Origin of the sequence: Actinomadura gamaensis (assembly GCF_042652125.1) — a bacterium.
GTDB lineage: Bacteria > Actinomycetota > Actinomycetes > Streptosporangiales > Streptosporangiaceae > Spirillospora > Spirillospora gamaensis.
This window is the reverse complement of record NZ_JBHSIT010000005.1, coordinates 40,751-62,059: the sequence shown is the minus strand read 5'-3', so window position 1 is coordinate 62,059 and position 21,309 is coordinate 40,751. Positions and strand designations below refer to the sequence as shown.

Here is a 21,309-nt window from a genome sequence, read left to right as displayed (position 1 = left end):
GGGCGGATCCTCACCCTCAGTGCCCTTAAAACCAGAAGCCGAGGCTGAGGCCTCAAGGGCGGCCGGTGTGGACGACCTCGTGCTGCCAGCGGTCGCGGGGCTGGGTGTGCAGGTCCCAGTAGCGGGCGGCGATGTCGTCGGGGTCGAAGTCGGTGCCGGGGGCCACCTCACCGGCGATCGTGACGCTCGCGGCGTGCACGCCGGACGGGCCGTACTGCTGGTCGATGAGCGTGACCAGCGTCCGGACGCCCGCCTTGCCCAGCGAGAGGCTCACGTACTCCGGCTTCGGCTCCGGCATGCCGCCGGTGATCAGGAAGCTGCCGCCGCCCGCGTCGGCCATGGGCGGGGCGAGGCGCGCCGCCGCGTTGATCGCGCCGACCACGTTGACGGCCCAGGCGTCCAGGTGGCCGCGCACCGACAGCTCGCCGAGGGTGTCGGGACGGATGAGCGCGGCGTTGTACACCACGACCTCCGGAACGCCGTGCCGGTCGAGGGCCCGGTCGAGCGCGGCGTCCAGGCTCGCCCGGTCCGCGGCGTCCGCCTGGAACGTGGCGATCGGGACGCCGGTCGGCGCGAGCGCCTCCGCGGCGGCGGCGAGGGTGGACTCGCCGCGCGCGAGCAGCGCGAGGGGCAGGCCCTCGGCGGCGAACCTGCGCGCGACGGCCCGGCCGACGCCCGGCCCGACTCCGATGACCACCGCACCCGGCATGACGACCTCCTGTTTTCGTGATCAGCAACGGGCTCACGATAGGGGTTCACACCGGTGTCAGGGTCAAGCGCATAGACGAAAGTCGATGGGCGCGCGACCGAGGACGGCTCGCGCCGGGCCCGCGGGTCGATAGCGTCGGACGGGTGAGAGGTGGGCGGTCGGTCCGGGAGTGGGCCGGGGACGTCGGCGTGACCGTGCTGGCGGGAGCGCTGGCGATGGTCACGGTCGGCCTGTCGCAGATCGACCAGCCGAGCCAGAACGGCGCGCACGCCCAGATCCGGGAGCTGGTGCTCACCGCGGTGTGCTGCCTGGCGGTGCTGCTGGTGCGGCGCCGGTACCCGGTGGGGCTGGCGGTCGGGCTGATCGCCGCGCAGTTCGTCGGGGCCGCCGCGTACGGGGTCGCGGCGGTCGCGATCTTCAACGTGGCGGCGCTGCGGCCGTGGCGGGTCGCGGTGCCCGTCGCGGTGGCGCAGTCGGCGGTGGTGTGCGGGCTGATGTGGCTGGTCGCCGCGTCCCGGCCGGGGTTCCTGGAGGGCGCGGTCGTCTTCACGCTGCTGCACGCCGTGCTGGTCACGGCGGGGATGCTCGTCCGGTCGCGGCGGCTGCTGGTGGAGTCGCTGCGCGAGCGCGCGCGGCAGGCGGAGGAGGGGCAGCGGCTGCGCGTGGAGGAGGCGCGGCTGCTGGAGCGCGAGCGGCTCGCGCGCGAGATGCACGACGTGCTGGCGCACCGGATCTCGCTGCTCGCCGTCCACGCCGGCGCGCTGGAGTTCGGACCGGATGCGCCGCAGGCGCAGCGCGACGCCGCCGGGGTCATCCGGCGCGGCGCGTACGAGGCGATGGAGGATCTGCGCGAGGTCATCGGCGTCCTGCGCGCCAGCCCGGACGCTCATGGCGGGCCGGGCGCCTCGGACGCCGCGCCCGAGCGTCCGCAGCCGACGCTCGCCGACGTGCCGTCGCTGATCGGCGAGGCGCGCGACGCGGGCGACCACGTGGAGCTCGACGACGGCGTCCCCGAAACGGCCGAGGTTCCGGCGCGGATCGGACGGCACGCCTACCGGATCGTCCAGGAGGGCCTGACGAACGCGCGCAAGCACGCGCCGGGCGCTCGCGTGCGCGTGGCGCTGGGTTTCGAGGACGGCGAGCTGGTCGTCCGGATCGAGAACCCCATCCCGCCCGGGCGGACGCTCGCGCCGGACGGATCGGACGTGCAGGCCCGGGCCGGACGCCTGCCCGGCGCGGGGGCCGGGCTGCTCGGGCTCGCCGAGCGGGTCGCGCTCGTCGGCGGCGCTCTGTCGCACGGGCGGACGGACCACGGCACGTTCCTGCTGGTGGCGCGGCTACCGATCGGTGACTCTTAGGGTGAGGGATGTGGCTGAGGTGATCCGGGTGCTCATCGTGGACGACGACCCGCTCGTCCGCGCGGGGCTGTCGATGATGCTGGCGGGCGCGGACGACCTGGAAATCGTCGCGGACGTCGCGGACGGCGCCGAGGTCGTCGCGGCCGTGAACGAGCACCGTCCCGACGTGGTGCTGATGGACATCCGGATGCCGCGCGTGGACGGCCTGGCCGCGACCCAGCTGCTGCGGTCCCGGCGCGAGCCGCCCGAGATCATCATCCTGACGACCTTCGACACCGACGACCACATCCTGCGGGCGATGCGCGCCGGGGCGAGCGGCTTCCTGCTGAAGCACACCCCGCCGCCGGAGATCATCCGCGCGATCCGGCAGGTCGCGGCCGGGGAGCCGATGCTGTCCCCGGCGGTGCTGCGCAAGATGATGGGCTACGTCGCCGAGGCGGGCGTCGACCCGCGCCGCGAGCGCGCCCGCGCGCTGCTCGGCCGGCTCAGCGAGGGCGAGCTGGCCGTCGCCACGCGCGTCGGGCGCGGCCTCACCAACAGCGAGATCGGCCGCGAGCTGTCGCTGAGCGTCGCGACCGTGAAGGCGTACGTCTCGCGGCTGCTGGCGAAGCTGGAGCTCAACAACCGCGTCCAGATCGCGCTGCTCGTCCACGACGCGTCCCTCGACGACTGACCCGCCGCTGACCCGCCGCCCGCGCACGGGCGGGTCGGCCGGGTGGGGGGTCGGCCGGGTGGGGGGTCGACCGGGTGGAGGGTCGACCGAGGTCGATCGGGTGCCGACCTTCGGACGTTTCGGGCACCCGGCCCAGGCAGCCAGGCTGGACCCATGATCGAAGTCGAGCGACTGACCAAGCGCTACGGCCCGGCCACGGCGGTCGAGGACGTGAGTTTCGCGTGCCGTCCCGGCACCGTGACGGGCTTCCTCGGGCCGAACGGCGCAGGCAAGTCCACCACGATGCGGATGATCTGCGGGTTGACGCCCGCGTCGTCCGGGACGGCGACGGTGCTGGGGGTGCCGTTCCGGTCGCTGCCGAACCCCGGACGGCACGTCGGGGTCCTGCTGGACGCGTCCGCGCAGCACGCCGGGCGCACCGGGCGCGAGACCCTCGCGCTGACCGCGCAGCTCCTCGGGGTGCCGTCCGCGCGGGCCGACCAGATGCTGGAGACGGTCGGGCTCGCGGGGAAGGCCGCGGGCCGCCGCGTCGGGAACTACTCGCTGGGGATGCGGCAGCGGCTCGGGATCGCGCAGGCGCTCGTCGGCGACCCGTCCGTGCTGATCCTGGACGAGCCCGCCAACGGCCTGGACCCCGAGGGCATCTACTGGATGCGCACGCTGCTGCGCGGCTTCGCCGACCGGGGCGGCACGGTGCTGCTGTCCTCGCACCTGCTGCACGAGGTCGAGGCGGTCGCCGACACGCTCGTGGTGATCGCGGGCGGACGCGTCGTCGCGAACGGCACCAAGTCCGAGCTGCTCGCGCCGTCCGGGCGGACGCTCGTCCGCGCCCTGGACCCGGCCGCCCTGTACACCGCGGTCGTCAGCGCGAACCTCACCGTGATCCGCCGCGAGCCGCCGACGAGCGACGGGCTCGGCGAGGGCCTGGTCGTCGAGGCCCCGGCCGAGGCGGTCGGACGGGCCGCCGCCGCGTCCGGCGTGGCGCTGACGGAACTTCGCCAGGCCGGCGGGGGCGGTCTGGAAGAACTGTTCCTCACCCTCACCGGCCGGCCGGCCGCCCCGGCCGCTCCCCGCCCGCCGGCACCGGCCGGTCCGTCCGTTCCGCAGGAGGCGCTCCGATGACCGTGCTGGATCTGACGCGGGCTCCGGCGCGTCCGCCGCTGCACCGGCTCACGCTGGTCGAGCTGCGCAAGATGACCGACACGCGGGCGGGACGCTGGCTGCTCGCGATCATCGCGCTCGTCGCGGTCGCGACGGTCGGGATCTTCATGGGCGTCCGGCCCGCCGGCGAGCAGTCGGCCGGGCAGCTCTTCGCGCTGTCCCAGGTCGGGGTCGGCCTGCTGCTGCCGGTCGTCGGGATCCTCGCGGTGACCGGCGAGTGGTCGCAGCGGACGGCGCTGGCGACGTTCGCGCTCGTCCCGCAGCGGCTGCGGGTGCTGGTGGCGAAGATGCTCGCGGCGGCCGTCCTCGCGACCGGCTTCCTCGTGCTCGGCCTGGCGCTCGGCTGGCTGGGCCGCTCGGTCGGCGGCGTGTTCGGGCTGTCGTCCGGCTCGTGGGGCATCCCGCCGCGCGCGATCGGGTCGATGCTGCTGGTCGAGGTCGCGACCGTCCTGATCGGCGTCGCGTTCGGCGCGCTGCTGATGAACACGCCGGTCGCGATCGTCCTGTACTTCGTGCTGCCCACGGTCTGGTCGACGGTCGGCTCGATGGTGAAGGCCCTGCGCAGCGCGTCCGCGTGGCTGGACACCAACCGCGCGTTCGAGCCGCTGTCCGGCGAGACCCCGGCCACCGGCACCGAGTGGGCCCGCGCGGGCACGGCCGCCGCGGTCTGGCTGGTCCTGCCGATGGCGCTCGGGGCGTACCGCCTCCTCAAACGCGAAGTGAAGTAGCCGTCCGGCGCGGACGGCCGTGGTCTGGACAGGCCGTCCGATCCGTCCGCTCCGTCCGCTCCTGACGCCTGGTCCGGGCGGGTTTGTGCGATCCTGCTCAGGATGGACGGAGCGGAGGACCGGGGCGCCGTGTTCCGGGCCGCCGTGTTCCGGGACGGCGTGGCGCGCCGGCTGCGGGGTGAGGTGACGCTCCCTCCCCCGGTTCTCGACGCGGCCGTCTGCGTGGCCGCGGCGCTGGCGAACGTCTACCGCATCGGCACCGGGACCCCCGGGCCGGGCGGGCGGAACGCCGACGCGTGGGCGTTCGGGCTCGGCGTCGCGATGGCCGCGTGCCTGATCGTCCGGCGGCGGTGGCCCGCGCTCGTCCTCGGCCTGGTGTCGGCGCAGTGGCTGCTGTACCACGTGCGCGACTATCCGGGCGGCGCGCCCGCCGTCCCGGTGTGGGTGGCGCTGTACTCGGTGGCGGTCGCGCGGCGCCGACGGGTCGGGCTCGTCCTCGCGGGCGCGCTGATCCTGTCGGACGCGGCGGGCCGGCTGCGGCATTCGGCGGGCGAGCCGTTCGACTCCGTGCTGGACGGCTCGACCGTCGTCTTCGCGGCGATGCTGCTGCTCGGGGACGCCGTCCGCAGCAGGCGCGCGAGGCGGGCCGAGTACGAGGGCCGCCTCGCGGCGCTGGCGGAGCGGCGCGAGCACGAGACGGCGCAGCGCGTCGCCGAGGAGCGGATCCGGATCGCGCGCGAGCTGCACGACGTGTCGGCGCACACGATCACGGTGATCGGAGTGCAGTCGAGCGTCGCGGCGGAGCTGCTGGACGACGATCCCCCGCGCGCGCGTGAGGCGTTGCTAGCGGTCCGGCACGCGACGAGCGAAGCGCTCAGGGAGCTCCACGCGACCGTCCGGGTGTTGCGCGAGGAAGGCGACGCCGAGGGGACGGCTCCCGCTCCGGGATTGAGTGATTTGCCGCGACTCGTCCGCACTTATGGGAACGCGGGGCCTCGCATCGAGCTTCGGACGGAGGGCGACGCGCATGCGCTGCCGCGCCTCGTCGAGCTGACGGCGTACCGGATCGTCCAGGAGGCGCTCGCCAACGCGCTGCGGCATGGCGCACCGAACACGGTCGAGGTGACGGTCCGGTACGGTGACGGCGGACTCGATCTCGAAATCCGAGACGACGGACGCGGCGCTCCCCCGCCACAGCCCGCCCCCGACGCCTCCAACGGCACCGCCGCGCCCAGCGAACCCGGCGCGTCCGGCAGGATTGGGATGGGTGTGGGTGGGGGGCATGGTTTGCGTGGCATGGCCGAGCGCGTGGGCGGGCTGGGCGGGCGGTTCGAGGCCGGGCGCCTCGACTCCGCCGGACGCGGTTTCCGCGTCCGAGCCTGGCTGCCGGACGGAGGACCGGAATGACGCGCGAGCCCGTGCCGAACGACGTGCCGGACGGTCCGATCCGGGTGTTGCTGGCGGACGACCAGACGCTCGTCCGCGCCGGGTTCCGGGTGCTGCTCGAACGCGCCGGCGACATCGAGGTGGTGGGCGAGGCGGCGGACGGCGACGAGGCGGTGGCGCTCGCGCGGGCGCACCGTCCCGACGTCGTCCTCATGGACGTGCGGATGCCCGGCACGGACGGCCTGGCCGCCACCCGGACGCTCCTCGCGGACGACCGGCTCGCCGCGACCAGGGTCGTCGTGCTGACGACGTTCGACGACGACGAGTACGTCTTCGGGGCGCTGCACGCGGGAGCGAGCGGCTTCCTGCTGAAGGACATCGATCCGGAGTCGCTGCGGCGGGCCGTCCGGACGGTGATGGCGGGCGACGCGCTGCTCGCGCCGAGCGTGACGCGGCGGCTGATCTCGGCCTTCGTCGGCCGGACGGGCCCCTCGCGCTCCCCGGTCGAGCCGGGCCGGCTGGCCGCGCTGACCGTCCGCGAGCGCGAGGTCGTGGCGCTGGTCGCCGAGGGGCTGAGCAACCAGGACATCGCCGAGCGGCTCGCGATGTCCCCGACCACGGCGAAGACGCACGTCAACCGGGCCATGGCGAAGCTCGGCGCCCGCGACCGCGCGCAGCTGGTCGTGATCGCCTACCGGTCCGGACTGGCCGGGCTACCGCGTCCGGAGTAGAGCCCCTGCCGCGACCGCCGTAGCCGGATCCGTTCCGGGGACGGACGGAATGGCGGGCGCTTTTCTCTAGCGTCGAAGGCATGGTCGCGAACACGAGAATCATCGCCGGGAGCTGTCTGGTACTCGCTCCCACCGTCCAGGCCCTTTCGACGTTCTTCTGGGAAGAGAACCGTCAGGGAATCACCACTGGAACGCTCATCATGGTCTCGACGGTTTTCTGGATCGTCGGACTGGCGCAGCTCTTCCGGGACATCGAGCCGCGCGTGCCGCGATATGCGACGGTCGCCTTCCCGCTCGCCGTCTACGGCTGTCTCGGCGGCGACTCCTTCGGGCTCCAGGGAATGTTCGAGGAGCTCTTCGGGGTCGGTCACGATCACGCCGTCCGGCTCCTCCAGGAACATCAGGCGGCGGCGTTCACCACGTTCTGGATGGCGGGCGTGCTCTTCCCGACCAGCCTGTTCGTGCTGGGTGTCGTCCTGACGCGCATCAAGTACGTCCCGGCCCCGAGCGGCATTCTCCTGGCCGTCGGGGCCGTCGTCTTCCCGGCGAGCCGGATCCCGCGCGAGGTCGTCATCGCGCACGTCGCCGACCTCATTCTCATCCTGCCGTTCGCGCACATCGGCATTCTCATGCTGAGGTCGCGGTCGCAGGCCGCCGTTCCTTCGATCGTTTGACCCGTCAATCGGCGGGACGCGAGGGGCGCCTTTCCGTTCAGCGCTCGTAGCGCGCGGAACGGTCAGGCGAAACGCCAGCGGGTCGCGCCGAACGGCTCGGCGAGCGCGACGCCGACGGCCGCGCGGACGGTGAAGCGATACAGGTGCCAGGGGCCCGGCCCGGCGCTCTGCGCGCTGTAAGGCGCGGTGATCGCGTCGCCGTCCGCCTCGGCGGGCCAGCCGCCCGCCGCGTAGAGCGCGGCCACTCTGGCGATCTCCGCGTGATCGGTCGTCCGCGCCGCGTCCCCTTCGAGGACGAGATCGACCCCCGGCAGCCGCGCCGAGAGCGTGCAGGCCGGATTGGCCTCCAGCCGCTGCGACTTGCGCGTCCCCGGGCCGCTGGTGAAGTACATGCGCCCCTCCGACTCGACGGCTCCGATACCCGCCGAATGCGGACGCCCGTCCGGTCCCACCGTCCCGAGGAAGACGGGCGTCTCGGACAGCGGAAGCCCGGCGGCGAGCGCCTCGGCCACCAGACTCCAGGACAGCTTCCCGTCCCCGTAGATGTTGAGGTCGGTCGCCTCGACAGGCTCAGCCAGCATCTTTTCCTCCTTGGACCTGATACCGAGACTGACCGCCGGGCAAACGGGAACTCATCGCTCCGTCGCGTCCCGGTTCCGCAGGTCATCCGGCCTGGGCCGCCTCCTGAGCCGTGAGGAGCTCGTCGGCGTGCTGGTTGAGCCAGCGGCCCATGGCCTTCAGCGGGCCGTCCAGGAGCGTCCGGCCGAGCGGAGTGAGCGCGTACTCGACGCGCGGCGGGGCCTCGGCGAAGGAGCGGCGGGTGATCAGGCCGTTCGCGAGCAGCCGGTGCAGAGCCTCGGTCAGCACCTTGTCGCTGACGCCGCCGAGCGCGTCCTTGACGGCACGGCGCCGCAGCGGCTCGTCGCGCAGCGCCACGATGACGAGCGGGTCCCAGGTGTGGGCGAGAAGCTCCAGGCCGGCGCGCAGCTGGCAGTCGACGATCAGCTCATCGGTCACCCGTCCATCGTCCCGCATCCGACACGTACCGAACGGTGCGTTTCGGAACGCCTAACTTGGCCGTCCGACCAGCGAAGGAAGGCTGACAATGCGCATCGGGATCATCGGGACGGGCCACATGGCCAGGACGCTGGGCACCGCGTGGGCGCGCGCCGGACACGACATCGCGATCACAGGCCGCTCCCCCGCCAAGGCCCGCACCCTAGCGACCACCATCGGCGCGGCGGCGGCGGTCGCCGTGGGGGTTGACGAGGTCGGTGTCGGGCGGGACGCCGTGCTGGTGGCGGTGCCGTGGGACGCGGCGGAGCACATGGTCGCGCGGGCCCGCGTGCCCGTCGGGACGGTGCTCATCGACGCGACCAACGCCGTTCCGCACGGCGGCGGCACGCTGCTCGTCGGCCCCGGGGAGTCCATGGCCGGACGCCTCTCGCAGGCCGCGCCCGGCGCGCGCGTCGTGAAGGCGTTCCACACTTTCCCCTTCACCCAATGGCTCCAGCCGGTGCCCGACGCGCCCTTGGCCGTGTCCGGAGCTTCGGCGCCGAACGCGAAGGCAGAGCCCGGGGCGGGGGCGGAGAAAACCGAGGGGGTGCCTCTCGTCGCCATGTGCGGGGACGAGCCGGAGGCCCTCGAGGTCGTGGGTGAGCTGGCGCGCGATCTGGGCGGGGAGCCGGTCGTCCTGGGCCGGATGGAGCGGGCGCGGCAGTTGGAGGAGGTCGCGGCGTTCGTGATCAGCCTGGCCTTCGCCGGCCGTGATCCCTCGGCGGCGGTTCCGGCGGTTCCGGCGGTTCCGGCGGTCCCGGCGGTCCCGGCGGTTCCGGCGGTTCCGGCGGTCTGACGCCGGGAAAACCTGATCGGCGGGGAGCCGGGACGTCTACGGTGTGACGCATGACGGGACAAATTCCTGATGTCGTGCTTTATCGGGACCTCAGCTACTCGCTGACCGGCCAGGAGGGCGAGGGCCTGTTCGATCCCGTCGACCTCGGGGTGACGCCGACACCGATGTCGTCGGCGTGCTGGCGCGGCTTCGTGTGCAGGTACGCGGTGGTGGACGGCGGGCTCGTCCTCACCGGACTGGACCTGTCCGTGGACGGCGAGCCGCCGGCGCTGTTCGGCGTCACCCCCGTGCGACACGAGTTCCGCGACAACGTCTACAACGACCTGCGCGAACCGGTGCGCTTCACCGGACGGCTGCTGCTCGGCCGCGAGTTCATCGACGGCCTGTACGTCCACATGGGTTTCCAGAGCGCGTGGAAGTACGAGGACGTGCAGGAACTGATCTTCGAGAACGGCCACCTGACCGCGGCGTACGACCGCTCGGAGGACGCCGCGCGACGCCGCGCCGAGCCCGACCCGGCGGAGGCCCCGCCGCCCCACACCGATCGGGACGCCGTCGATCGCTGGATCAAGAAGACCTTCTCCCAGGACATCGACCTGTAGGACGAGGGGACCGCACCGGCCCTTCGCGAACACTTCCCCGCCCCTCCCTGTACCTACCAGTACGTTGCTTCTGTACCTACTAGTATGTACATTGCGCTCATGGACACCAGGGAGCGGTTGATCGAGAGCGCTCGGGAGCTGCTGTGGGAGCGCGGTTACGTGGGCACCTCGCCCAAGGCCGTCCAGCAGCGGTCCGGCGCGGGCCAGGGCAGCATGTACCACCACTTCCGCGGCAAGCCGGACCTGGCGCTGGCCGCGATCACCCGTACCGCCGACGACCTGCGCGGCCGGGCGGAGGCCGAACTCTCCGCGCCCGGCAGCCCGATCCAGCGCATCACCACCTACCTGCGGCGCGAGCGCGAAGCCCTGCGCGGGTGCCCGGTCGGACGCCTGACCCAGGACCCGGACGTCATGGCCGATCCCACGCTCCGCGCGCCGATCGAGGAGACCTTCGCCTGGCTGCGGAAGAGGCTCACCGACGTCCTCGCCGAGGCGCAGCGGCAGGGCGAACTCGACGGCGAACTCGACCTGGCCGACACCGCCGCCGCCTTCGTCGCGGTGCTCCAGGGCGGCTACGTCCTGGCCCGCGCCGCCGGTGACGCGGGCGCGTACACGCAGGCCGTCGACGGTGTGCTCGGCCTGCTCTCCGGCCACGTCCGCTGAAGGACGCCGCCACGGCATCCCCGCGCATCTCCGAACCCGCCCGCTGAAACGAACCCGAAAGGGAGACGGCAATGCCCCTCGTACGCATCGACGCGGTCCGGGCCGACCAGGAGCGGCTCGAGGGCCTCGGCCGGGCCGTCCACGACGCCCTCGTCCAGGCCATCGGCATCCCGGACGACGACTTGTTCCAGGTGCTCAACGGCGGCGGCCAGCAGAGCGTGATCCGGTACGACGACGGCTATCTCGGCGTGAGGCGGGACGACGGCTTCGTGGTCATCGGCATCACGATGCGCTCCGGACGCACGTCCGAGCAGAAACGGAACCTCTACCGGCGCATCGCCGAACTGGCGCACGAGTACACCGGCACGGAACCGCGCAACGTGTTCGTGAGCATCACCGAGAACGAGTTCGTCGACTGGTCGTTCGGCGAAGGCGTCGCCCAGTACGTCGAAACGACCTCCCGGACCTGACCGCCGGGCGCGCGCAGCGAAATGCGACCGCGCCCTCGGAGCTGACCACCGGGCGCGCGCGGCGGAAAGCGATCATGGAATTCCGGTGCGTCAGCAAACCTTACGGACATCGAACGTGCAGGCCGACGGGGTGTCCAGGGCCGCCGAGTGATCATTAGGTTCGCGGCATGCCTCACATCACGCACCGCGTCCGGCGGCCCGGCCTGGCCGCCGCGGCGATCGCGCTCGCCCTTCCCGCGGGTGTCGTCTCCGCCCTTCCCGTCCACGCCGACACCACTCCGCAGGTCGCCTCGACGACCGTCTCGCCGTCCACGATCACCGGTGGCGACGAGGCCGTCCAGACCGTCCGGCTGACCGCTCCCGCGCCCGCCGGCGGGCTGCCCGTCGAGGTGCTCAGCGTCGGACGGTCAGACCAGAACTACGCCTACTCGACCGGGGACGTCGTCCGCGTCCCGGCCGGGGCCACGAGCGTCAGCTTCCCGATCCGGCTGGAGGCGTACTCGGAGCGGACGACCGTCCCGCTGGTCGCGTCGGGAAGCGGTTCGAGCGCGACCACCAGCGTCACGGTCGTCCCGCCGGACTGGCGCGAGCAGACGGTGGAGCGGCTCGACCTGAACGTCCCGGGCGACGCCAAGGCGATCGTCGCGGGGACGAAGGCGACCGGCACGGTGACGCTGGCGGCCCCCGCCAAGCCCGGCGGAACCGCGGTGGACCTGCGTCTCGCCCACCACTCCGGCCTTCCGAACAGCCCGGAGCCGAAGATCCCGCCGTACGTGGTCGTCCCCGCCGGCAGCACGCAGGGCAACTTCACCGTGGACTACCCGAGCATCCCGATCTGGCCGATCGGCCTCACCGACATCGACGCCGACCTCGGGCACCCGGCGCAGGGACGCGCACCCCTGTTCGTGCCGAAGAACTTCACGGTCGGCGTCACCCGCACGCTGCGGCACGGCGCGCCGAACAACATCGGGTCCATCGGGCTGGGCGACCGCTGGCACCCGTTCGGAGCCGTCATCGAGCTCACCAGCCAGACGCCGGGCGTGACGGTGCCGGCGAAGGTCGAGATCCCGTCCGACCAGGCGGGCGCCAACTTCTCCATCAAGGTGGACGACTCGGTCCCGGTCGGCACCGAGGTCAAGCTCACGGCCAAGTGGGTCCTGTCCACTGCGGGCACGGTGACGACCACCGCCACGGTCGAGGAGTAACCCCGCGCGGAACACGGTCGGCGATCCCCGCCGACCGTGTTCCGCACCTCACCTCGCCGCACCTCCCGTCGCCGCACCTCCCGTCGCCGCGCCGCGCCGGAAAGGCCCGGCTTCTCAACGAACGCACCGTTCGAACGTGCCGCGTCCTCGTAGACTCCCGGCATGCTCCTCAAGGACGCCACGCGCATGATCCTCAGCGAGTCCGCCGACCACCCCGAGCTGATGCGCCTCTCGCGCCGGGTTCACGACGAACTGGAGTCGGGCCGTCCGGTGCCGTACCCGGCCCTGAGCGAGATGCTTCGCCTGGCCGCCCGCAAGAACCTCTTCCCCGCGCTGAAGGGCAAGCACGGAGCGGTCGCGTTCGACGACATGGTGATGACCCTCGGCCGCGAGATCGACCGCCAAGCCCCGATCGTCCGACACTGAGGCCCAGCCGCAGACGAACCCCGCCCACCGGCTCCGGTCCGCCAGGGCGCGTTCTCGCGGGTGGGCCGGCATCCCTCCTCATGGGTTGACCGGCATTCCCGTGAGGGTGATGGTCCGGCTTCGCGGGTCGATGCCGCCGAGCGAGGCGCAGCGTCCGTCCCGGCCGTACACGTGGCCGAATCCCTGCGTCACCACGCGCCATCCCGCCAGCCCGTTGGCGGTGAGGCGCTCTCCGGTGACCTTGATCGACGTCTGCTCGGTGACGCAGCGGGCGGTGAACCGGGTCACGAGTTCCTCCCGGAGCCGACCGAGCGCGAGCGCCTGAGCCTTCTCGGCACCCGTGAGCGGACGCCACGGACGGAGTCCCAGTCTCCGGCACGTGCCCGCGTCGCCGGGGAAGACGCCGACCGCCTTGTCCAGGGCGCAGGCCACGAGGGGCGGCGCCGTGCGCCTGCCGTTCTCCACCTTGCCCTCCTGCCACAGCCGGGCGCACTCGGCGACCGGATCGGCGGTCCCGGACCCGATGGCGGTGGTGTCGGCCTTGCGGTCGGCGTGCGCGTAGCAGCCGGTGGTCAGGGACTGTTCCACCCGCTCGTTCAGCAGGCCGCCGGCGACGGCGGCTCCGCCTCCGGCCAGGACGAGGGACGCGGTGATGCCCGCGATCCAGCGTCCGCGCCGGGCGACGCCGCGACGCCCGGCCGGCCGCGATATCTCGGCGACGAGGTGCCGCCTTCGCAGGGCGCGCGTCGCGGGGGCGAGGTCGCGTTCGCGCGGCGGCGAGTACTCGTTCACAGTTCCTCCTGCGTCGGATTCAGCGTCGGAAGGCGTTCACCGCTCGGGCGCGCGGGGTACTCGTTCGCGAGGAGTTCCCGCAGCCGCGACTTCGCTCTGGACAGGCGGGAGCGGACGGTTCCCACCGGTACGCCCAGGGCGACGGCCGCTTGGGCGTAGCTGAGTCCGTCCCCCGCGCACAGGGCGAGGACGTCCTGGTCGTCGCGGGAGAGCTTCTTCACCAGGCGCAGGAGCCGTGCCATCGCTTGTTCCGCGTCGAGCCGTTCCGCCACGTCGTCGGCGTGGTCGGGGGCGTCCGGACGAGCGGGGATCCGGGCCAGTGCCTCACGGTGCCGGCGCATCGCGCGGTTGCGGTTGCGGGCGACGTTGGCGGCCACGCCGAGCAGCCAGGGCAGGGCCGAGTCGCCGTCGAGCCGTATTTCGGCACGGCGGCGCCACGCCTCCAGGAACACGACCGACGTCAGGTCGTCGGCGACCGACCAGTCGCCGATGCGGCGGAAGCAGTGGTTGTAGACGGCGCGCGAATGCCGGTCGAACAGCACACCGAATCCCTCCGCGTCGCCCTCGACCGCCTGCCGCCACAGCTCGGCGTCGGTCGGCTCCGGGCCGGTTGGCACGTATCTCATGCCCTTCTGTGTCCGTCGGCAGAGGAAAAGTTCCGTACGTCCCCCGGGGAACCCGGCCGGTGGTTGCGGACACAGACCCGGTGAAAGTGATCCACGACCACAGGAGCCCGGATGAACCAGACGATACGCAGACGACCGATCCTGTTCGGGAGTGCCGTCGCGTGCGGGGCAGCGCTCGCGTTCGGCGTCGGTGCCCTTGCACCGGACGGCACGACGCGGAGCACGCTCGCCGCGAGCCCCACGCCACGCCAGGTCACCGGAGGCACCGTGAAGAAGATGGCGCCACGCAACGGACGGCGGGTGATCGAACGGAAAGCCGCGACGCCGTCCAGCGCCTCCCCGCGGCGCCGTGCGGTCGGTCCGTCCCACCGGCTCGCGGTCTCGGTCCTCGATCGTGCCGGCCGGGCGCCGGGGGACGCCGATGCGCAGAGCTTCGAGGTCTTCGACCTGGCGACCGGCGAGGAGCTGGACGGCGTGTTCACCGGCGGATCGGGGCAGATCGAGGTGCCGGCGGGCACCTACCGGGTGGGCGCCTGGATTCGCACGCCGGAACCCGGCCACCCGAACGCCAAGGCCCTGATGATTCGGCCGTCCGTGCGCATCACCGGGGACACCGAGCTCGTGCTGGACGCCCGCACCACCAGGAGGGTCGAGGTGAGCCTGGACATCGCGGACCCGAAGCTGTTCCTGGGCGATGCGGTCGTCCCGATGACGACGGAGGGACAGCGGCACTCCTACGACCTGCCGCTGGAGGACGGGCTCTTCGTCTCCCCGGCCGCCGGTGTGTCCCTCCACGTCTTCACCACCTGGACGCGCGACGGCGCGGGCCGCGGCCCATACCGCTACTCCGTGCTCACCACCTCAAAGGGCCGGATTCCCGACAACCCGACGTTCCGGGTCCGCACCGCCGACCTGGCCGACGTGCGCACCGGCTACCCCGCACCCGGCGACACCTCCTGCCTCGTGATCAGCGACGGGCCCGACCTGCCGGACCTGTCGTTCGTCGTCTCGCACGACGTCACGGCCGGCGCGACACCGGTGGCGCAGACCGTTCACGCCACTCCGGGCGTCCTGTGGCGCAGCTCCCACCGCATCGGCGGCGCCGACTGCGCGTCCGGCCGGCCGGAGGTCACGGAGGTCACGGAGGGCGCGGAACGCTTCCCGAGCGCTCGCGACTACACGCGGCGATGGCTCACCGCCCCGCTCACCCCGGGGCCGTCCTTCTGGAACGCCCGTGACCTCTCCCCCGCCGTCGTACGCCACCAGGACCTACTGGACGTCAACATGTCCCTGTTCTCCGACGGCGTCCCCGGCCACGTCGGGCCGCGGAGCGCCCCCTGGGAGGACGGTCACATCACCGGCCGCACGACCCTCATGCAGGACGGACGGCAACTCGGCACCAGCCCGTACGCCGGTTACGGCAGCTTCACCCTTCCCAGGGAAAGCAGCCACTACCGGCTGGAGACCCATGCCGAGCGAAAGGTGCCCTGGTCACCGCTGAGCACCCGCACCGACGCCGTTTGGACGTTCACCTCCGCGCACACCGACGGGACCGCCGTTCCGGCGCTCATGACCGTCCGCTACGACGCGGGACTCGACGACCACAGCCGTGCCCCCGCGGGCAGTGCGCACCGCATCGAAGCCCGGATCCAGACCCCGCCCGGCGTCGAGGCGGCCGAGGTGGAACAACTCCGCGTCCGCGTCTCGTACGACGACGGCAAGACCTGGCACGACACCAGCGTCCAGGCAGGTGACGACGGCTGGACCATCGACCTCCACCACCCGGCACACGCCGAGTACGTCTCACTCCGCGCGATCGCCGCCGACACGCGGGGGAACACGGTCACGCAGACCACCATCCGCGCCTACGCCCTGCGCCGCTGAGCAGCGTCGGGCCGGGCACCTCATGTCGGCGTCGAGCGCCGCGCCGCAGGTCCCGGCCGCAGCCGCTCAAGCGGCTCGGACCGGCGCGTTCGGGCAGGCGTGCAGCAGCCAGGCGCCGCCGTCCTGCTCCCTTGGTCGAGCAGATCCAAGCCCTGGACGATGCGGCGCCCACCGCCGAAGCACGGGCCGTCCGGGCCGCCTGGTCGCGATCGCCCTCGGCGGCCTCGCCGAGACGCCGCGCGCCGACCTGCCCGGACCCCTTCCCGCGCAACGCCTGCTGACAGCACGTTGGCAAGCGTGACCCGGCCCGACGTCGAGCACTAGAAGGCTCTTCTCGCGGCCATGGAGTGGGCCGCCGACTTCGGCGGCGACTTATGATTCGGCTCCGTGCTCCCGAGCCCCGTGGAGAAGACGCGTGAGTGATATGGGCACCGGCAAGGTCGTCGTGAACCGGGTGATGTCGCTGGACGGCTTCATCGCCGGGCCCGGGCACGCGATGGACTGGTTCGCCGAGTACCTGACCCCGGACACGTTTCCGGAGGTCATGGCAGCCACGGGCGCCATGCTCGTCGGCCGGGGCACCTACGAGGTCGCCAAGCGGATGTCCGAGCAGGACACCGCCTACGACGGGGGCGCACAGTTCGTCCTCACCCATGAGCCTCCCGACGAGCCGGACCCGTCCGTCACGTTCCTCACGTGCGAGCTTGAGGAAGCGGTCGCGACGGCGCGCAGGGCGGCGGGCGGCAAGAACCTGGAGATCCTCGGCGCCGACGTGGCCGCCCAGTGCCTGAAGCGCGGCCTCGTCGACGAGATCCTGGTGTACGTCGTGCCCGTGCTTCTCGGCGACGGCGTCCGCTTCTCGCCGCCGGGCCTGGGCAGAATCGACCTGGAGCCCGTCGTCAACGTCCAGTCGGGCGCCGTCACAATGCTCCGCTTCCGCGTCCGAAAGTAAGCCCTCCGCCCACCGGCGAGCGGTCAGAGATCGAGCGCGCCGCCCTTCACCCATTGGATGAGGCCAGCCCACTCCCCCGCGCCCAGGGTGAGCATGGGAGCGGCGGGGTCCTTCGAGTCGCGTACGAATACGCCGCTCGCACGTGGTGAGGCAGCGATCTCAATGCAGTCGGTCTGATCCACTCCGCTATGGCTGCTCTTCCGCCACCTGAGCCCGCAGATCGAGTCGTCGCTCATGCACCTGACGCTAGCGCGTCCGACGGGTGTCCGGTTTGCCAGAGCGAGCCTCTGGAGCCGTTCAAAACTGAGCTTCTCAGCGCCGGTACAGGCGATCAACGATCGAGCGCGCCGTTTTTCACGGACCGGACGAGGTCGGCCCACTCCCCCGCGTTCAGGGAGAGGACGGGGCCGGACGGGTCCTTCGAGTCGCGTGCGGCTACGAGGTTCGCGCCGGGGCGGGAGCCCACCTGCACGCACTCCGTTCCCTGGCCTGTCGAGTAGCTGCTGGTCCGCCAGCGGAAACCGGAAAATTGCTGCTCGCTCATGTCTCAGAGCGTATCTGTTCGATCATTGCTCGGGAATCGCTTTCGGACAGGGCCACCTCCCGTATCCGGTCGAAGACCTCGCCGTAGTGATTGAGTTCCGGCTCATCGTCGATGTACCAGCTGCGCGTGAGGCTGTGTACGGTGACGACCTGGAACATGGGTTCCGGACCGACGTCGAGAATGGTGAACGGGCCCTCCACGCCGGGGTGGAAGCCGGCCGAGAACGGCAGGACGCGCAGGCCGAAACCGGGGAGCCCGCCGTCCGCGAGCAGCCGTTCCAGCTGCGCGCGTTTCAGCTGCGGGGCGCCCGACATCTGCCGGAGCGCCGTCTCGCCGATGATCGCCTCCACCCGTACGGACCGGCCCGGACGCAGCAGGTCGCGTTGGCGTCCGAGCCGAAACTCGATTTCGGTCTCCACATCGCGCGTGCTGCGCAGCGCGACGCCCGAGTGGGTGATGATCTGCCGGGCGTAGTCCTCGCTCTGGAAGAGGCCGTGCACCCAACTCGGGGCGAAGATCCGGATGCGGAGGGCGTCGGACTCCAGCGAGGCGAAGTCCAGGACGCCGGGCTCCAGTCGTTGCTCGAACGTGTGCCACCAGCCGTACTGGCGTCCCTGGCGGGCCAGGGAGAGCAGGCGGGCGCGCTCGGCCGCGTCGGTGACGCCGTATTCGTCCAGGATGTACAGCAGGTCGCGCGGGCGAATGGACTGGTATCCGTTCTCGAACGCGCTCAGCGACGAAGCCGAACGATCGACGAGCAAGGCCGCCTCTCCCTGCGTCAGACCGCGTTCTTCACGGAACTGGCGTAGCGCGTCGCCGATCTTCCGGCGGCGGTACGCCTTGCGCTGCTCATATGCCATGCACCGAGCTTGTCACGCAGAGTACCGACCTCGAACCCCTACGTAAGAACTCTGTAATATCCGCTTCTGAAATTTCAGCATCCGGGCCGAGCCGCGAACAGGAAGAACGCGATGGTTCCCAATGCGTTGAAGTGATCACGCTCGGCGACGAACCTTGCCATGACATGGAACGGAGGGTGTCGATGACGTTGCCGAGTGAGGATCGGTTTCGGCTGTTGACGCGGCTGGTGTGGGAAATGCGGGCGGTGCCCGCGTCCACTGTGCTCGTTTTTCCCTATTACGCGGAGCCCGTGCTTTTTGTTCCTTGCCGGGACGGGCACAGCGAGCCCGTTCTCGCCGTCGTCCGCGACGGGTGCTGGGGGCTCGTCTGGCGCGGGCGGGCGCTGGAGGGCGCGACACTTCACCGGGTCGCTCGGCTCATCGCGGCGGAGGCGGCGGCGTGAACACGCAGATGACCGTCCTCGCGTCGCTGACGCTGCCCGGGCATCCGCGCTCCGTCCGGCACGCGCGCCGCTTCCTGCGGGACACCCTCGTCCCGGCCCATGCGACCGACGGCGGGGAAGTCCTGGACGACCTCACCCTCGTCGTGGACGAGTTCGCGGGCAACGCCATCCGGCATACCGCGTCCGGTAGGGGCGGGCAGGTCACGATCGCGCTGCTGCTCGGGTCCGGTGCCGTGCGCGTCGAGGTGACCGACGACGGCGCGGACGGCCGGCGGCCGGAGGTGCGGGACGCGCCGGAGGACGAGTCCGGGCGCGGCCTCCACATCGTCCAGGCCCTTGCGGCGGCGTGGGGCCACCGCGCGGACGGGCATCGGACGACCGTGTGGGCCGATGTCCGGCTCACGCCTGCACGGTGACGGCCGGAAGAAGCTCCGGCGCCTCCTGCCCGGAGTCTGCGGGCAGGAGGCGCACGGGATCAGCTTGCGGTGCAGGACATCTGGAAGTCGTTCGCGCCGCCCTGCGGGCCGAAGTCGATGTAGACGAGGCCGTTGAAGGGGGTCCCCGACGCGATCGGGGACGCCGGGATCATCAGGTAGTAGACCGGGTACTGGCCGGTGCCGACGATGCCGAGCCGCCAGGTGTTCCAGTTGTTGTGCTGGAGGTACCACCCGTCCAGGAACGCGTTGTCCAGAACGGGGGTGTTCGTGGTGATGTCGACCTTGCCCGTCGCGACGTGGGTGACGGTGGCGGACAGCAGATCGTCGGTTCCGTCGATCGTGCCGGAGGCCGCGCGTTTGTAGGCGGGCCTGGTGACGCTGGTCTGGGTGCAGCTGAAGCTGCGGGTGCCGGTGGTCGCGTGCGCGGCCGGGGCGGTGAGCGCGGTTGCCGCCAGGGCGAGGGCGGCGGCTGTGCCTAGGCGTCCTCTCATGTGCAGCGCACGGCCGAAGCGCGGGTTCGGTTCGGGCGGCGGCCGGAGGTGGCCGCGATGACTTCCGGACGGCTCGGAGGTCGGAACCGGTTATGAGAGATCTGGTGGTCACGGAGAACATCACGCTGGACGGGGTCGTCGACGCGGCCGGAGGGTGGTTCGCGGTCGCGTCCGAGTCCGGGGTGGACGACTCGGACATGCTGGACGAGCTGCGCGCGCAGTCGGCGGCGTCCGACGCGACGCTCTTCGGGCGGGTCACGTTCGAGGAGATGCGCGGGTACTGGCCGGAGCACGAGGACGACCCGTCCGGGGTCGGGAAGCATCTGCGGGACGTGGCGAAGTACGTCGTGTCGAGCACGCTGGACGAGCCGGGATGGGACAACTCGTTCGTCCTGTCCGGCCCTCTGGAGGACGAGATCCGGAGCCTGAAGGAGCGGCCGGGAGGCGACATCGTGGCGACGGGCAGCGTCCGGCTCGTCCACTCGCTGATCGCGCTGGATCTGGTGGACGAGTTCCGGCTGTTCGTCTATCCCGTCGTGGTCGGGCGGGGAGCGCGGCTGTTCGAGGACGCCGAGGGCGTCCCGCGGCTGGCACTGGCGGAGACGAAGCCGTTCCGGAACGGGGTCGTCCTCTTGCGGTATCGCCGCCGGTGAACGGCGGCCGGATGCGGACGGGAAGACCCGTCCGTGATCCGCGGCGTTCATGATCGCGGCATGACGGTGAGCGCGTGGATCAGGGTCGGCTGGGGTTTCATGGCGGTGACGGGTCTGCTGGCGGTGATCGCGGCGGCGATGGTGTTCGCGTCCATCACGGACGACGCCCTGGTCGTCCAGCCGCTCCTCCCGCAGCGGTCCACGCCGCAGGTCATCCACCTGGGACGGTTCCTCGCAGGGGTGACCGCGGCGGTTCTGGCGGGGGCGGCGTTCTTCGCGGGGCTCGCCTGCTTCTTCTGGGGAGCGACCTGCCGCCGCCGCGAACTGCTTGAGGAGCTCCTGCGGAGACTGCCGGATCAGGCCGTCGGCAGGGCGTGACTCAGGAGCGGGCGAACGCCAGGGTCGTCCAGTGCACGTCGGGACGGCCGAGCAGGTCGTCCCAGGCGCTGCGGTGGACGGTCCGCAGGCCCGCTTCGGCGGCGTGCGCGACGGTCTCGTCCGCCGGGACGTCGAACATGTGCCGTCCGGGCGGCGTCGGGCCGTGCCGCAGCGTGAGCAGCACGACTCCCCGGGACGCCAGGAGATCGGCGAGGCGGCGCATGGCGCGCGGGCGCTCGTCCGGGTCGAGGTGCATCCAGACCGCGACGAGCAGGACGGCGTCGTACGTCCCGCGCACGGCGGTCAGGTCGGGAAGCGTGTCGTCGAGCCACTCGATCCCGGCGTGCGAGTGCAGGCGGCGGCCGTGCGCGCGCAGTTCGGCGGTCGGCTCGACGGCCGTCACCGCGTGCCCGCGCAGCGCGAGCGCGGCGGCGTCCCGGCCCGTGCCCGCGCCGACGTCCAGGACGCGGCCGGGCTTCTCCGGGAGCAGCGGCAGCACGTCGCCGAGGACCTGGTCGCTGCTCAGCGACTCGTACTGCCGCGCGAGCGCGTCGGCCTCGGCGGCGTAGCCGCGCGTGCCCCGATACGTCATCCCGGCGAACCTACCACCG

General features: G+C 72.1%; 29 protein-coding genes. 19 read left to right on the top strand and 10 right to left on the bottom strand.

The annotated features are described in order from the left end of the window. Window positions 1–52 precede the first annotated feature (52 nt). Window positions 53–709 (bottom strand): SDR family NAD(P)-dependent oxidoreductase, encoded by a 657-nt coding sequence (locus ACFPCY_RS18030; RefSeq protein WP_378256573.1) that lies wholly within the window; start codon window positions 707–709, stop codon window positions 53–55. 143 nt (window positions 710–852) lie between these two features. On the opposite strand from ACFPCY_RS18030, the gene ACFPCY_RS18025 reads away from it, so the two are divergent. The 7 genes from ACFPCY_RS18025 (at window position 853) to ACFPCY_RS17995 (ending at window position 7,420) form a co-directional block, all read left to right on the top strand. Next, window positions 853–2,067: a sensor histidine kinase gene (locus tag ACFPCY_RS18025; RefSeq protein ID WP_378256572.1), complete on the top strand. Its 1,215-nt coding sequence runs from the start codon at window positions 853–855 to the stop codon at window positions 2,065–2,067. 19 nt (window positions 2,068–2,086) lie between these two features. Further along, a complete protein-coding gene (locus ACFPCY_RS18020) occupies window positions 2,087–2,740 on the top strand; it encodes a response regulator transcription factor (protein ID WP_378257498.1) in 654 nt (217 codons plus the stop codon). A gap of 153 nt (window positions 2,741–2,893) precedes the next feature. Then, complete coding sequence (locus ACFPCY_RS18015; RefSeq protein ID WP_378256571.1) at window positions 2,894–3,862, top strand: ABC transporter ATP-binding protein; 969 nt, start codon at window positions 2,894–2,896, stop codon at window positions 3,860–3,862. Beyond that, complete coding sequence (locus tag ACFPCY_RS18010) at window positions 3,859–4,629, top strand: ABC-2 transporter permease (RefSeq protein ID WP_378256569.1); 771 nt, start codon at window positions 3,859–3,861, stop codon at window positions 4,627–4,629. Before ACFPCY_RS18015 ends, ACFPCY_RS18010 begins: the two co-directional genes overlap by 4 nt. Window positions 4,630–4,731: 102 nt before the next feature. Next, window positions 4,732–6,036 (top strand): sensor histidine kinase, encoded by a 1,305-nt coding sequence (locus ACFPCY_RS18005; RefSeq protein WP_378256568.1) that lies wholly within the window; start codon window positions 4,732–4,734, stop codon window positions 6,034–6,036. Beyond that, on the top strand, window positions 6,033–6,746 hold the full coding sequence (locus ACFPCY_RS18000) for a response regulator transcription factor (protein WP_378256566.1): 714 nt from the start codon (window positions 6,033–6,035) through the stop codon (window positions 6,744–6,746). The genes ACFPCY_RS18005 and ACFPCY_RS18000 overlap by 4 nt, the downstream gene beginning before the upstream one ends. An 80-nt stretch (window positions 6,747–6,826) precedes the next feature. Continuing rightward, complete coding sequence (locus tag ACFPCY_RS17995) at window positions 6,827–7,420, top strand: hypothetical protein (protein ID WP_378256564.1); 594 nt, start codon at window positions 6,827–6,829, stop codon at window positions 7,418–7,420. Window positions 7,421–7,482: 62 nt separating this feature from the next. On the opposite strand, the gene ACFPCY_RS17990 is transcribed toward ACFPCY_RS17995, so the two are convergent. Both ACFPCY_RS17990 and ACFPCY_RS17985 read right to left on the bottom strand, forming a co-directional pair. Continuing rightward, on the bottom strand, window positions 7,483–8,001 hold the full coding sequence (locus tag ACFPCY_RS17990) for a pyridoxamine 5'-phosphate oxidase family protein (RefSeq protein ID WP_378256563.1): 519 nt from the start codon (window positions 7,999–8,001) through the stop codon (window positions 7,483–7,485). Window positions 8,002–8,083: 82 nt separating this feature from the next. Further along, the gene (locus tag ACFPCY_RS17985; RefSeq protein WP_378256561.1) at window positions 8,084–8,437 is read right to left on the bottom strand and encodes a winged helix-turn-helix transcriptional regulator; all 354 of its coding nucleotides are present in this window, start codon (window positions 8,435–8,437) and stop codon (window positions 8,084–8,086) included. Window positions 8,438–8,525: 88 nt separating this feature from the next. On the opposite strand from ACFPCY_RS17985, the gene ACFPCY_RS17980 reads away from it, so the two are divergent. From ACFPCY_RS17980 to ACFPCY_RS17955, 6 genes are all read left to right on the top strand, one after another. Next, window positions 8,526–9,272, top strand: coding sequence for an NADPH-dependent F420 reductase (locus ACFPCY_RS17980; protein WP_378256560.1), 747 nt, complete (start codon window positions 8,526–8,528; stop codon window positions 9,270–9,272). Between the two features lie 50 nt (window positions 9,273–9,322). Beyond that, a complete protein-coding gene (locus ACFPCY_RS17975) occupies window positions 9,323–9,874 on the top strand; it encodes a hypothetical protein (RefSeq protein ID WP_378256558.1) in 552 nt (183 codons plus the stop codon). Between the two features lie 99 nt (window positions 9,875–9,973). Beyond that, the gene (locus ACFPCY_RS17970) at window positions 9,974–10,537 is read left to right on the top strand and encodes a TetR/AcrR family transcriptional regulator (RefSeq protein ID WP_378256557.1); all 564 of its coding nucleotides are present in this window, start codon (window positions 9,974–9,976) and stop codon (window positions 10,535–10,537) included. 71 nt (window positions 10,538–10,608) lie between these two features. Further along, window positions 10,609–11,007: a tautomerase family protein gene (locus ACFPCY_RS17965; RefSeq protein WP_378256555.1), complete on the top strand. Its 399-nt coding sequence runs from the start codon at window positions 10,609–10,611 to the stop codon at window positions 11,005–11,007. Window positions 11,008–11,174: 167 nt separating this feature from the next. After that, entirely contained in the window at window positions 11,175–12,212 is a 1,038-nt protein-coding gene (locus ACFPCY_RS17960) for a hypothetical protein (RefSeq protein WP_378256553.1), read from the top strand. 162 nt (window positions 12,213–12,374) lie between these two features. Next, on the top strand, window positions 12,375–12,638 hold the full coding sequence (locus tag ACFPCY_RS17955) for a hypothetical protein (RefSeq protein WP_378256551.1): 264 nt from the start codon (window positions 12,375–12,377) through the stop codon (window positions 12,636–12,638). A gap of 78 nt (window positions 12,639–12,716) precedes the next feature. On the opposite strand, the gene ACFPCY_RS17950 is transcribed toward ACFPCY_RS17955, so the two are convergent. Beyond that, entirely contained in the window at window positions 12,717–13,430 is a 714-nt protein-coding gene (locus tag ACFPCY_RS17950) for a hypothetical protein (protein WP_378256549.1), read from the bottom strand. Then, window positions 13,427–14,056: an RNA polymerase sigma factor gene (locus tag ACFPCY_RS17945; RefSeq protein ID WP_378256547.1), complete on the bottom strand. Its 630-nt coding sequence runs from the start codon at window positions 14,054–14,056 to the stop codon at window positions 13,427–13,429. Before ACFPCY_RS17945 ends, ACFPCY_RS17950 begins: the two co-directional genes overlap by 4 nt. 111 nt (window positions 14,057–14,167) lie before the next feature. Here ACFPCY_RS17945 and ACFPCY_RS17940 point away from each other — a divergent pair, with 111 nt between their 5' ends. Both ACFPCY_RS17940 and ACFPCY_RS17935 read left to right on the top strand, forming a co-directional pair. After that, window positions 14,168–15,940 (top strand): hypothetical protein, encoded by a 1,773-nt coding sequence (locus ACFPCY_RS17940; protein WP_378256546.1) that lies wholly within the window; start codon window positions 14,168–14,170, stop codon window positions 15,938–15,940. 415 nt (window positions 15,941–16,355) lie between these two features. Next, window positions 16,356–16,892 carry a dihydrofolate reductase family protein gene (locus tag ACFPCY_RS17935; RefSeq protein ID WP_378256545.1) on the top strand — a complete coding sequence of 179 codons (537 nt, stop codon included), beginning with the start codon at window positions 16,356–16,358 and terminating at the stop codon, window positions 16,890–16,892. Between the two features lie 23 nt (window positions 16,893–16,915). On the opposite strand, the gene ACFPCY_RS17930 is transcribed toward ACFPCY_RS17935, so the two are convergent. The 3 genes from ACFPCY_RS17930 to ACFPCY_RS17920 all read right to left on the bottom strand — a co-directional run bounded on the left by ACFPCY_RS17930 (window position 16,916) and on the right by ACFPCY_RS17920 (window position 18,296). Next, on the bottom strand, window positions 16,916–17,128 hold the full coding sequence (locus ACFPCY_RS17930; protein ID WP_378256543.1) for a DUF397 domain-containing protein: 213 nt from the start codon (window positions 17,126–17,128) through the stop codon (window positions 16,916–16,918). 95 nt (window positions 17,129–17,223) lie between these two features. Further along, window positions 17,224–17,436, bottom strand: a complete 213-nt coding sequence (locus ACFPCY_RS17925) for a DUF397 domain-containing protein (RefSeq protein ID WP_378256542.1) — start codon at window positions 17,434–17,436, stop codon at window positions 17,224–17,226. Beyond that, window positions 17,433–18,296, bottom strand: coding sequence for a helix-turn-helix domain-containing protein (locus tag ACFPCY_RS17920; protein WP_378256540.1), 864 nt, complete (start codon window positions 18,294–18,296; stop codon window positions 17,433–17,435). Before ACFPCY_RS17920 ends, ACFPCY_RS17925 begins: the two co-directional genes overlap by 4 nt. Between ACFPCY_RS17920 and ACFPCY_RS17915 the strand changes: the two genes are divergently transcribed. Next, window positions 18,290–18,739: a hypothetical protein gene (locus tag ACFPCY_RS17915; protein WP_378256538.1), complete on the top strand. Its 450-nt coding sequence runs from the start codon at window positions 18,290–18,292 to the stop codon at window positions 18,737–18,739. The two genes, ACFPCY_RS17920 and ACFPCY_RS17915, sit on opposite strands and share 7 nt — an antisense overlap. After that, on the top strand, window positions 18,736–19,155 hold the full coding sequence (locus ACFPCY_RS17910) for an ATP-binding protein (RefSeq protein WP_378256537.1): 420 nt from the start codon (window positions 18,736–18,738) through the stop codon (window positions 19,153–19,155). Before ACFPCY_RS17915 ends, ACFPCY_RS17910 begins: the two co-directional genes overlap by 4 nt. A gap of 59 nt (window positions 19,156–19,214) precedes the next feature. Here the strand turns inward: ACFPCY_RS17910 and ACFPCY_RS17905 are convergent, their stop codons facing one another. Beyond that, on the bottom strand, window positions 19,215–19,667 hold the full coding sequence (locus ACFPCY_RS17905; protein WP_378256535.1) for a hypothetical protein: 453 nt from the start codon (window positions 19,665–19,667) through the stop codon (window positions 19,215–19,217). Between the two features lie 92 nt (window positions 19,668–19,759). On the opposite strand from ACFPCY_RS17905, the gene ACFPCY_RS17900 reads away from it, so the two are divergent. Together ACFPCY_RS17900 and ACFPCY_RS17895 are read left to right on the top strand one after the other, a co-directional pair. Continuing rightward, entirely contained in the window at window positions 19,760–20,320 is a 561-nt protein-coding gene (locus ACFPCY_RS17900; RefSeq protein WP_378256533.1) for a dihydrofolate reductase family protein, read from the top strand. 60 nt (window positions 20,321–20,380) lie between these two features. Next, complete coding sequence (locus tag ACFPCY_RS17895) at window positions 20,381–20,698, top strand: hypothetical protein (RefSeq protein WP_378256531.1); 318 nt, start codon at window positions 20,381–20,383, stop codon at window positions 20,696–20,698. A gap of 1 nt (window position 20,699) precedes the next feature. On the opposite strand, the gene ACFPCY_RS17890 is transcribed toward ACFPCY_RS17895, so the two are convergent. Next, a complete protein-coding gene (locus ACFPCY_RS17890; RefSeq protein ID WP_378256529.1) occupies window positions 20,700–21,290 on the bottom strand; it encodes a class I SAM-dependent methyltransferase in 591 nt (196 codons plus the stop codon). Between the last annotated feature and the right edge of the window lie 19 nt (window positions 21,291–21,309).

Bases quoted from the DNA above. Each gene is read 5' to 3' on its own strand.
- ACFPCY_RS18030 (WP_378256573.1), bottom strand. From the start codon at position 709: ATGCCGGGTGCGGTGGTCATCGGAGTCGGGCCGGGCGTCGGCCGGGCC.
- ACFPCY_RS18015 (WP_378256571.1), top strand. From the start codon at position 2,894: ATGATCGAAGTCGAGCGACTGACCAAGCGCTACGGCCCGGCCACGGCG.
- ACFPCY_RS18010 (WP_378256569.1), top strand. From the start codon at position 3,859: ATGACCGTGCTGGATCTGACGCGGGCTCCGGCGCGTCCGCCGCTGCAC.
- ACFPCY_RS18005 (WP_378256568.1), top strand. From the start codon at position 4,732: ATGGACGGAGCGGAGGACCGGGGCGCCGTGTTCCGGGCCGCCGTGTTC.
- ACFPCY_RS18000 (WP_378256566.1), top strand. From the start codon at position 6,033: ATGACGCGCGAGCCCGTGCCGAACGACGTGCCGGACGGTCCGATCCGG.
- ACFPCY_RS17995 (WP_378256564.1), top strand. From the start codon at position 6,827: ATGGTCGCGAACACGAGAATCATCGCCGGGAGCTGTCTGGTACTCGCT.
- ACFPCY_RS17990 (WP_378256563.1), bottom strand. From the start codon at position 8,001: ATGCTGGCTGAGCCTGTCGAGGCGACCGACCTCAACATCTACGGGGAC.
- ACFPCY_RS17980 (WP_378256560.1), top strand. From the start codon at position 8,526: ATGCGCATCGGGATCATCGGGACGGGCCACATGGCCAGGACGCTGGGC.
- ACFPCY_RS17975 (WP_378256558.1), top strand. From the start codon at position 9,323: ATGACGGGACAAATTCCTGATGTCGTGCTTTATCGGGACCTCAGCTAC.
- ACFPCY_RS17970 (WP_378256557.1), top strand. From the start codon at position 9,974: ATGGACACCAGGGAGCGGTTGATCGAGAGCGCTCGGGAGCTGCTGTGG.
- ACFPCY_RS17965 (WP_378256555.1), top strand. From the start codon at position 10,609: ATGCCCCTCGTACGCATCGACGCGGTCCGGGCCGACCAGGAGCGGCTC.
- ACFPCY_RS17960 (WP_378256553.1), top strand. From the start codon at position 11,175: ATGCCTCACATCACGCACCGCGTCCGGCGGCCCGGCCTGGCCGCCGCG.
- ACFPCY_RS17955 (WP_378256551.1), top strand. From the start codon at position 12,375: ATGCTCCTCAAGGACGCCACGCGCATGATCCTCAGCGAGTCCGCCGAC.
- ACFPCY_RS17945 (WP_378256547.1), bottom strand. From the start codon at position 14,056: ATGAGATACGTGCCAACCGGCCCGGAGCCGACCGACGCCGAGCTGTGG.
- ACFPCY_RS17940 (WP_378256546.1), top strand. From the start codon at position 14,168: ATGAACCAGACGATACGCAGACGACCGATCCTGTTCGGGAGTGCCGTC.
- ACFPCY_RS17930 (WP_378256543.1), bottom strand. From the start codon at position 17,128: ATGAGCGACGACTCGATCTGCGGGCTCAGGTGGCGGAAGAGCAGCCAT.
- ACFPCY_RS17925 (WP_378256542.1), bottom strand. From the start codon at position 17,436: ATGAGCGAGCAGCAATTTTCCGGTTTCCGCTGGCGGACCAGCAGCTAC.
- ACFPCY_RS17915 (WP_378256538.1), top strand. From the start codon at position 18,290: ATGCCATGCACCGAGCTTGTCACGCAGAGTACCGACCTCGAACCCCTA.
- ACFPCY_RS17920 (WP_378256540.1), bottom strand. From the start codon at position 18,296: ATGGCATATGAGCAGCGCAAGGCGTACCGCCGCCGGAAGATCGGCGAC.
- ACFPCY_RS17905 (WP_378256535.1), bottom strand. From the start codon at position 19,667: ATGAGAGGACGCCTAGGCACAGCCGCCGCCCTCGCCCTGGCGGCAACC.
- ACFPCY_RS17900 (WP_378256533.1), top strand. From the start codon at position 19,760: ATGAGAGATCTGGTGGTCACGGAGAACATCACGCTGGACGGGGTCGTC.
- ACFPCY_RS17895 (WP_378256531.1), top strand. From the start codon at position 20,381: ATGACGGTGAGCGCGTGGATCAGGGTCGGCTGGGGTTTCATGGCGGTG.
- ACFPCY_RS17890 (WP_378256529.1), bottom strand. From the start codon at position 21,290: ATGACGTATCGGGGCACGCGCGGCTACGCCGCCGAGGCCGACGCGCTC.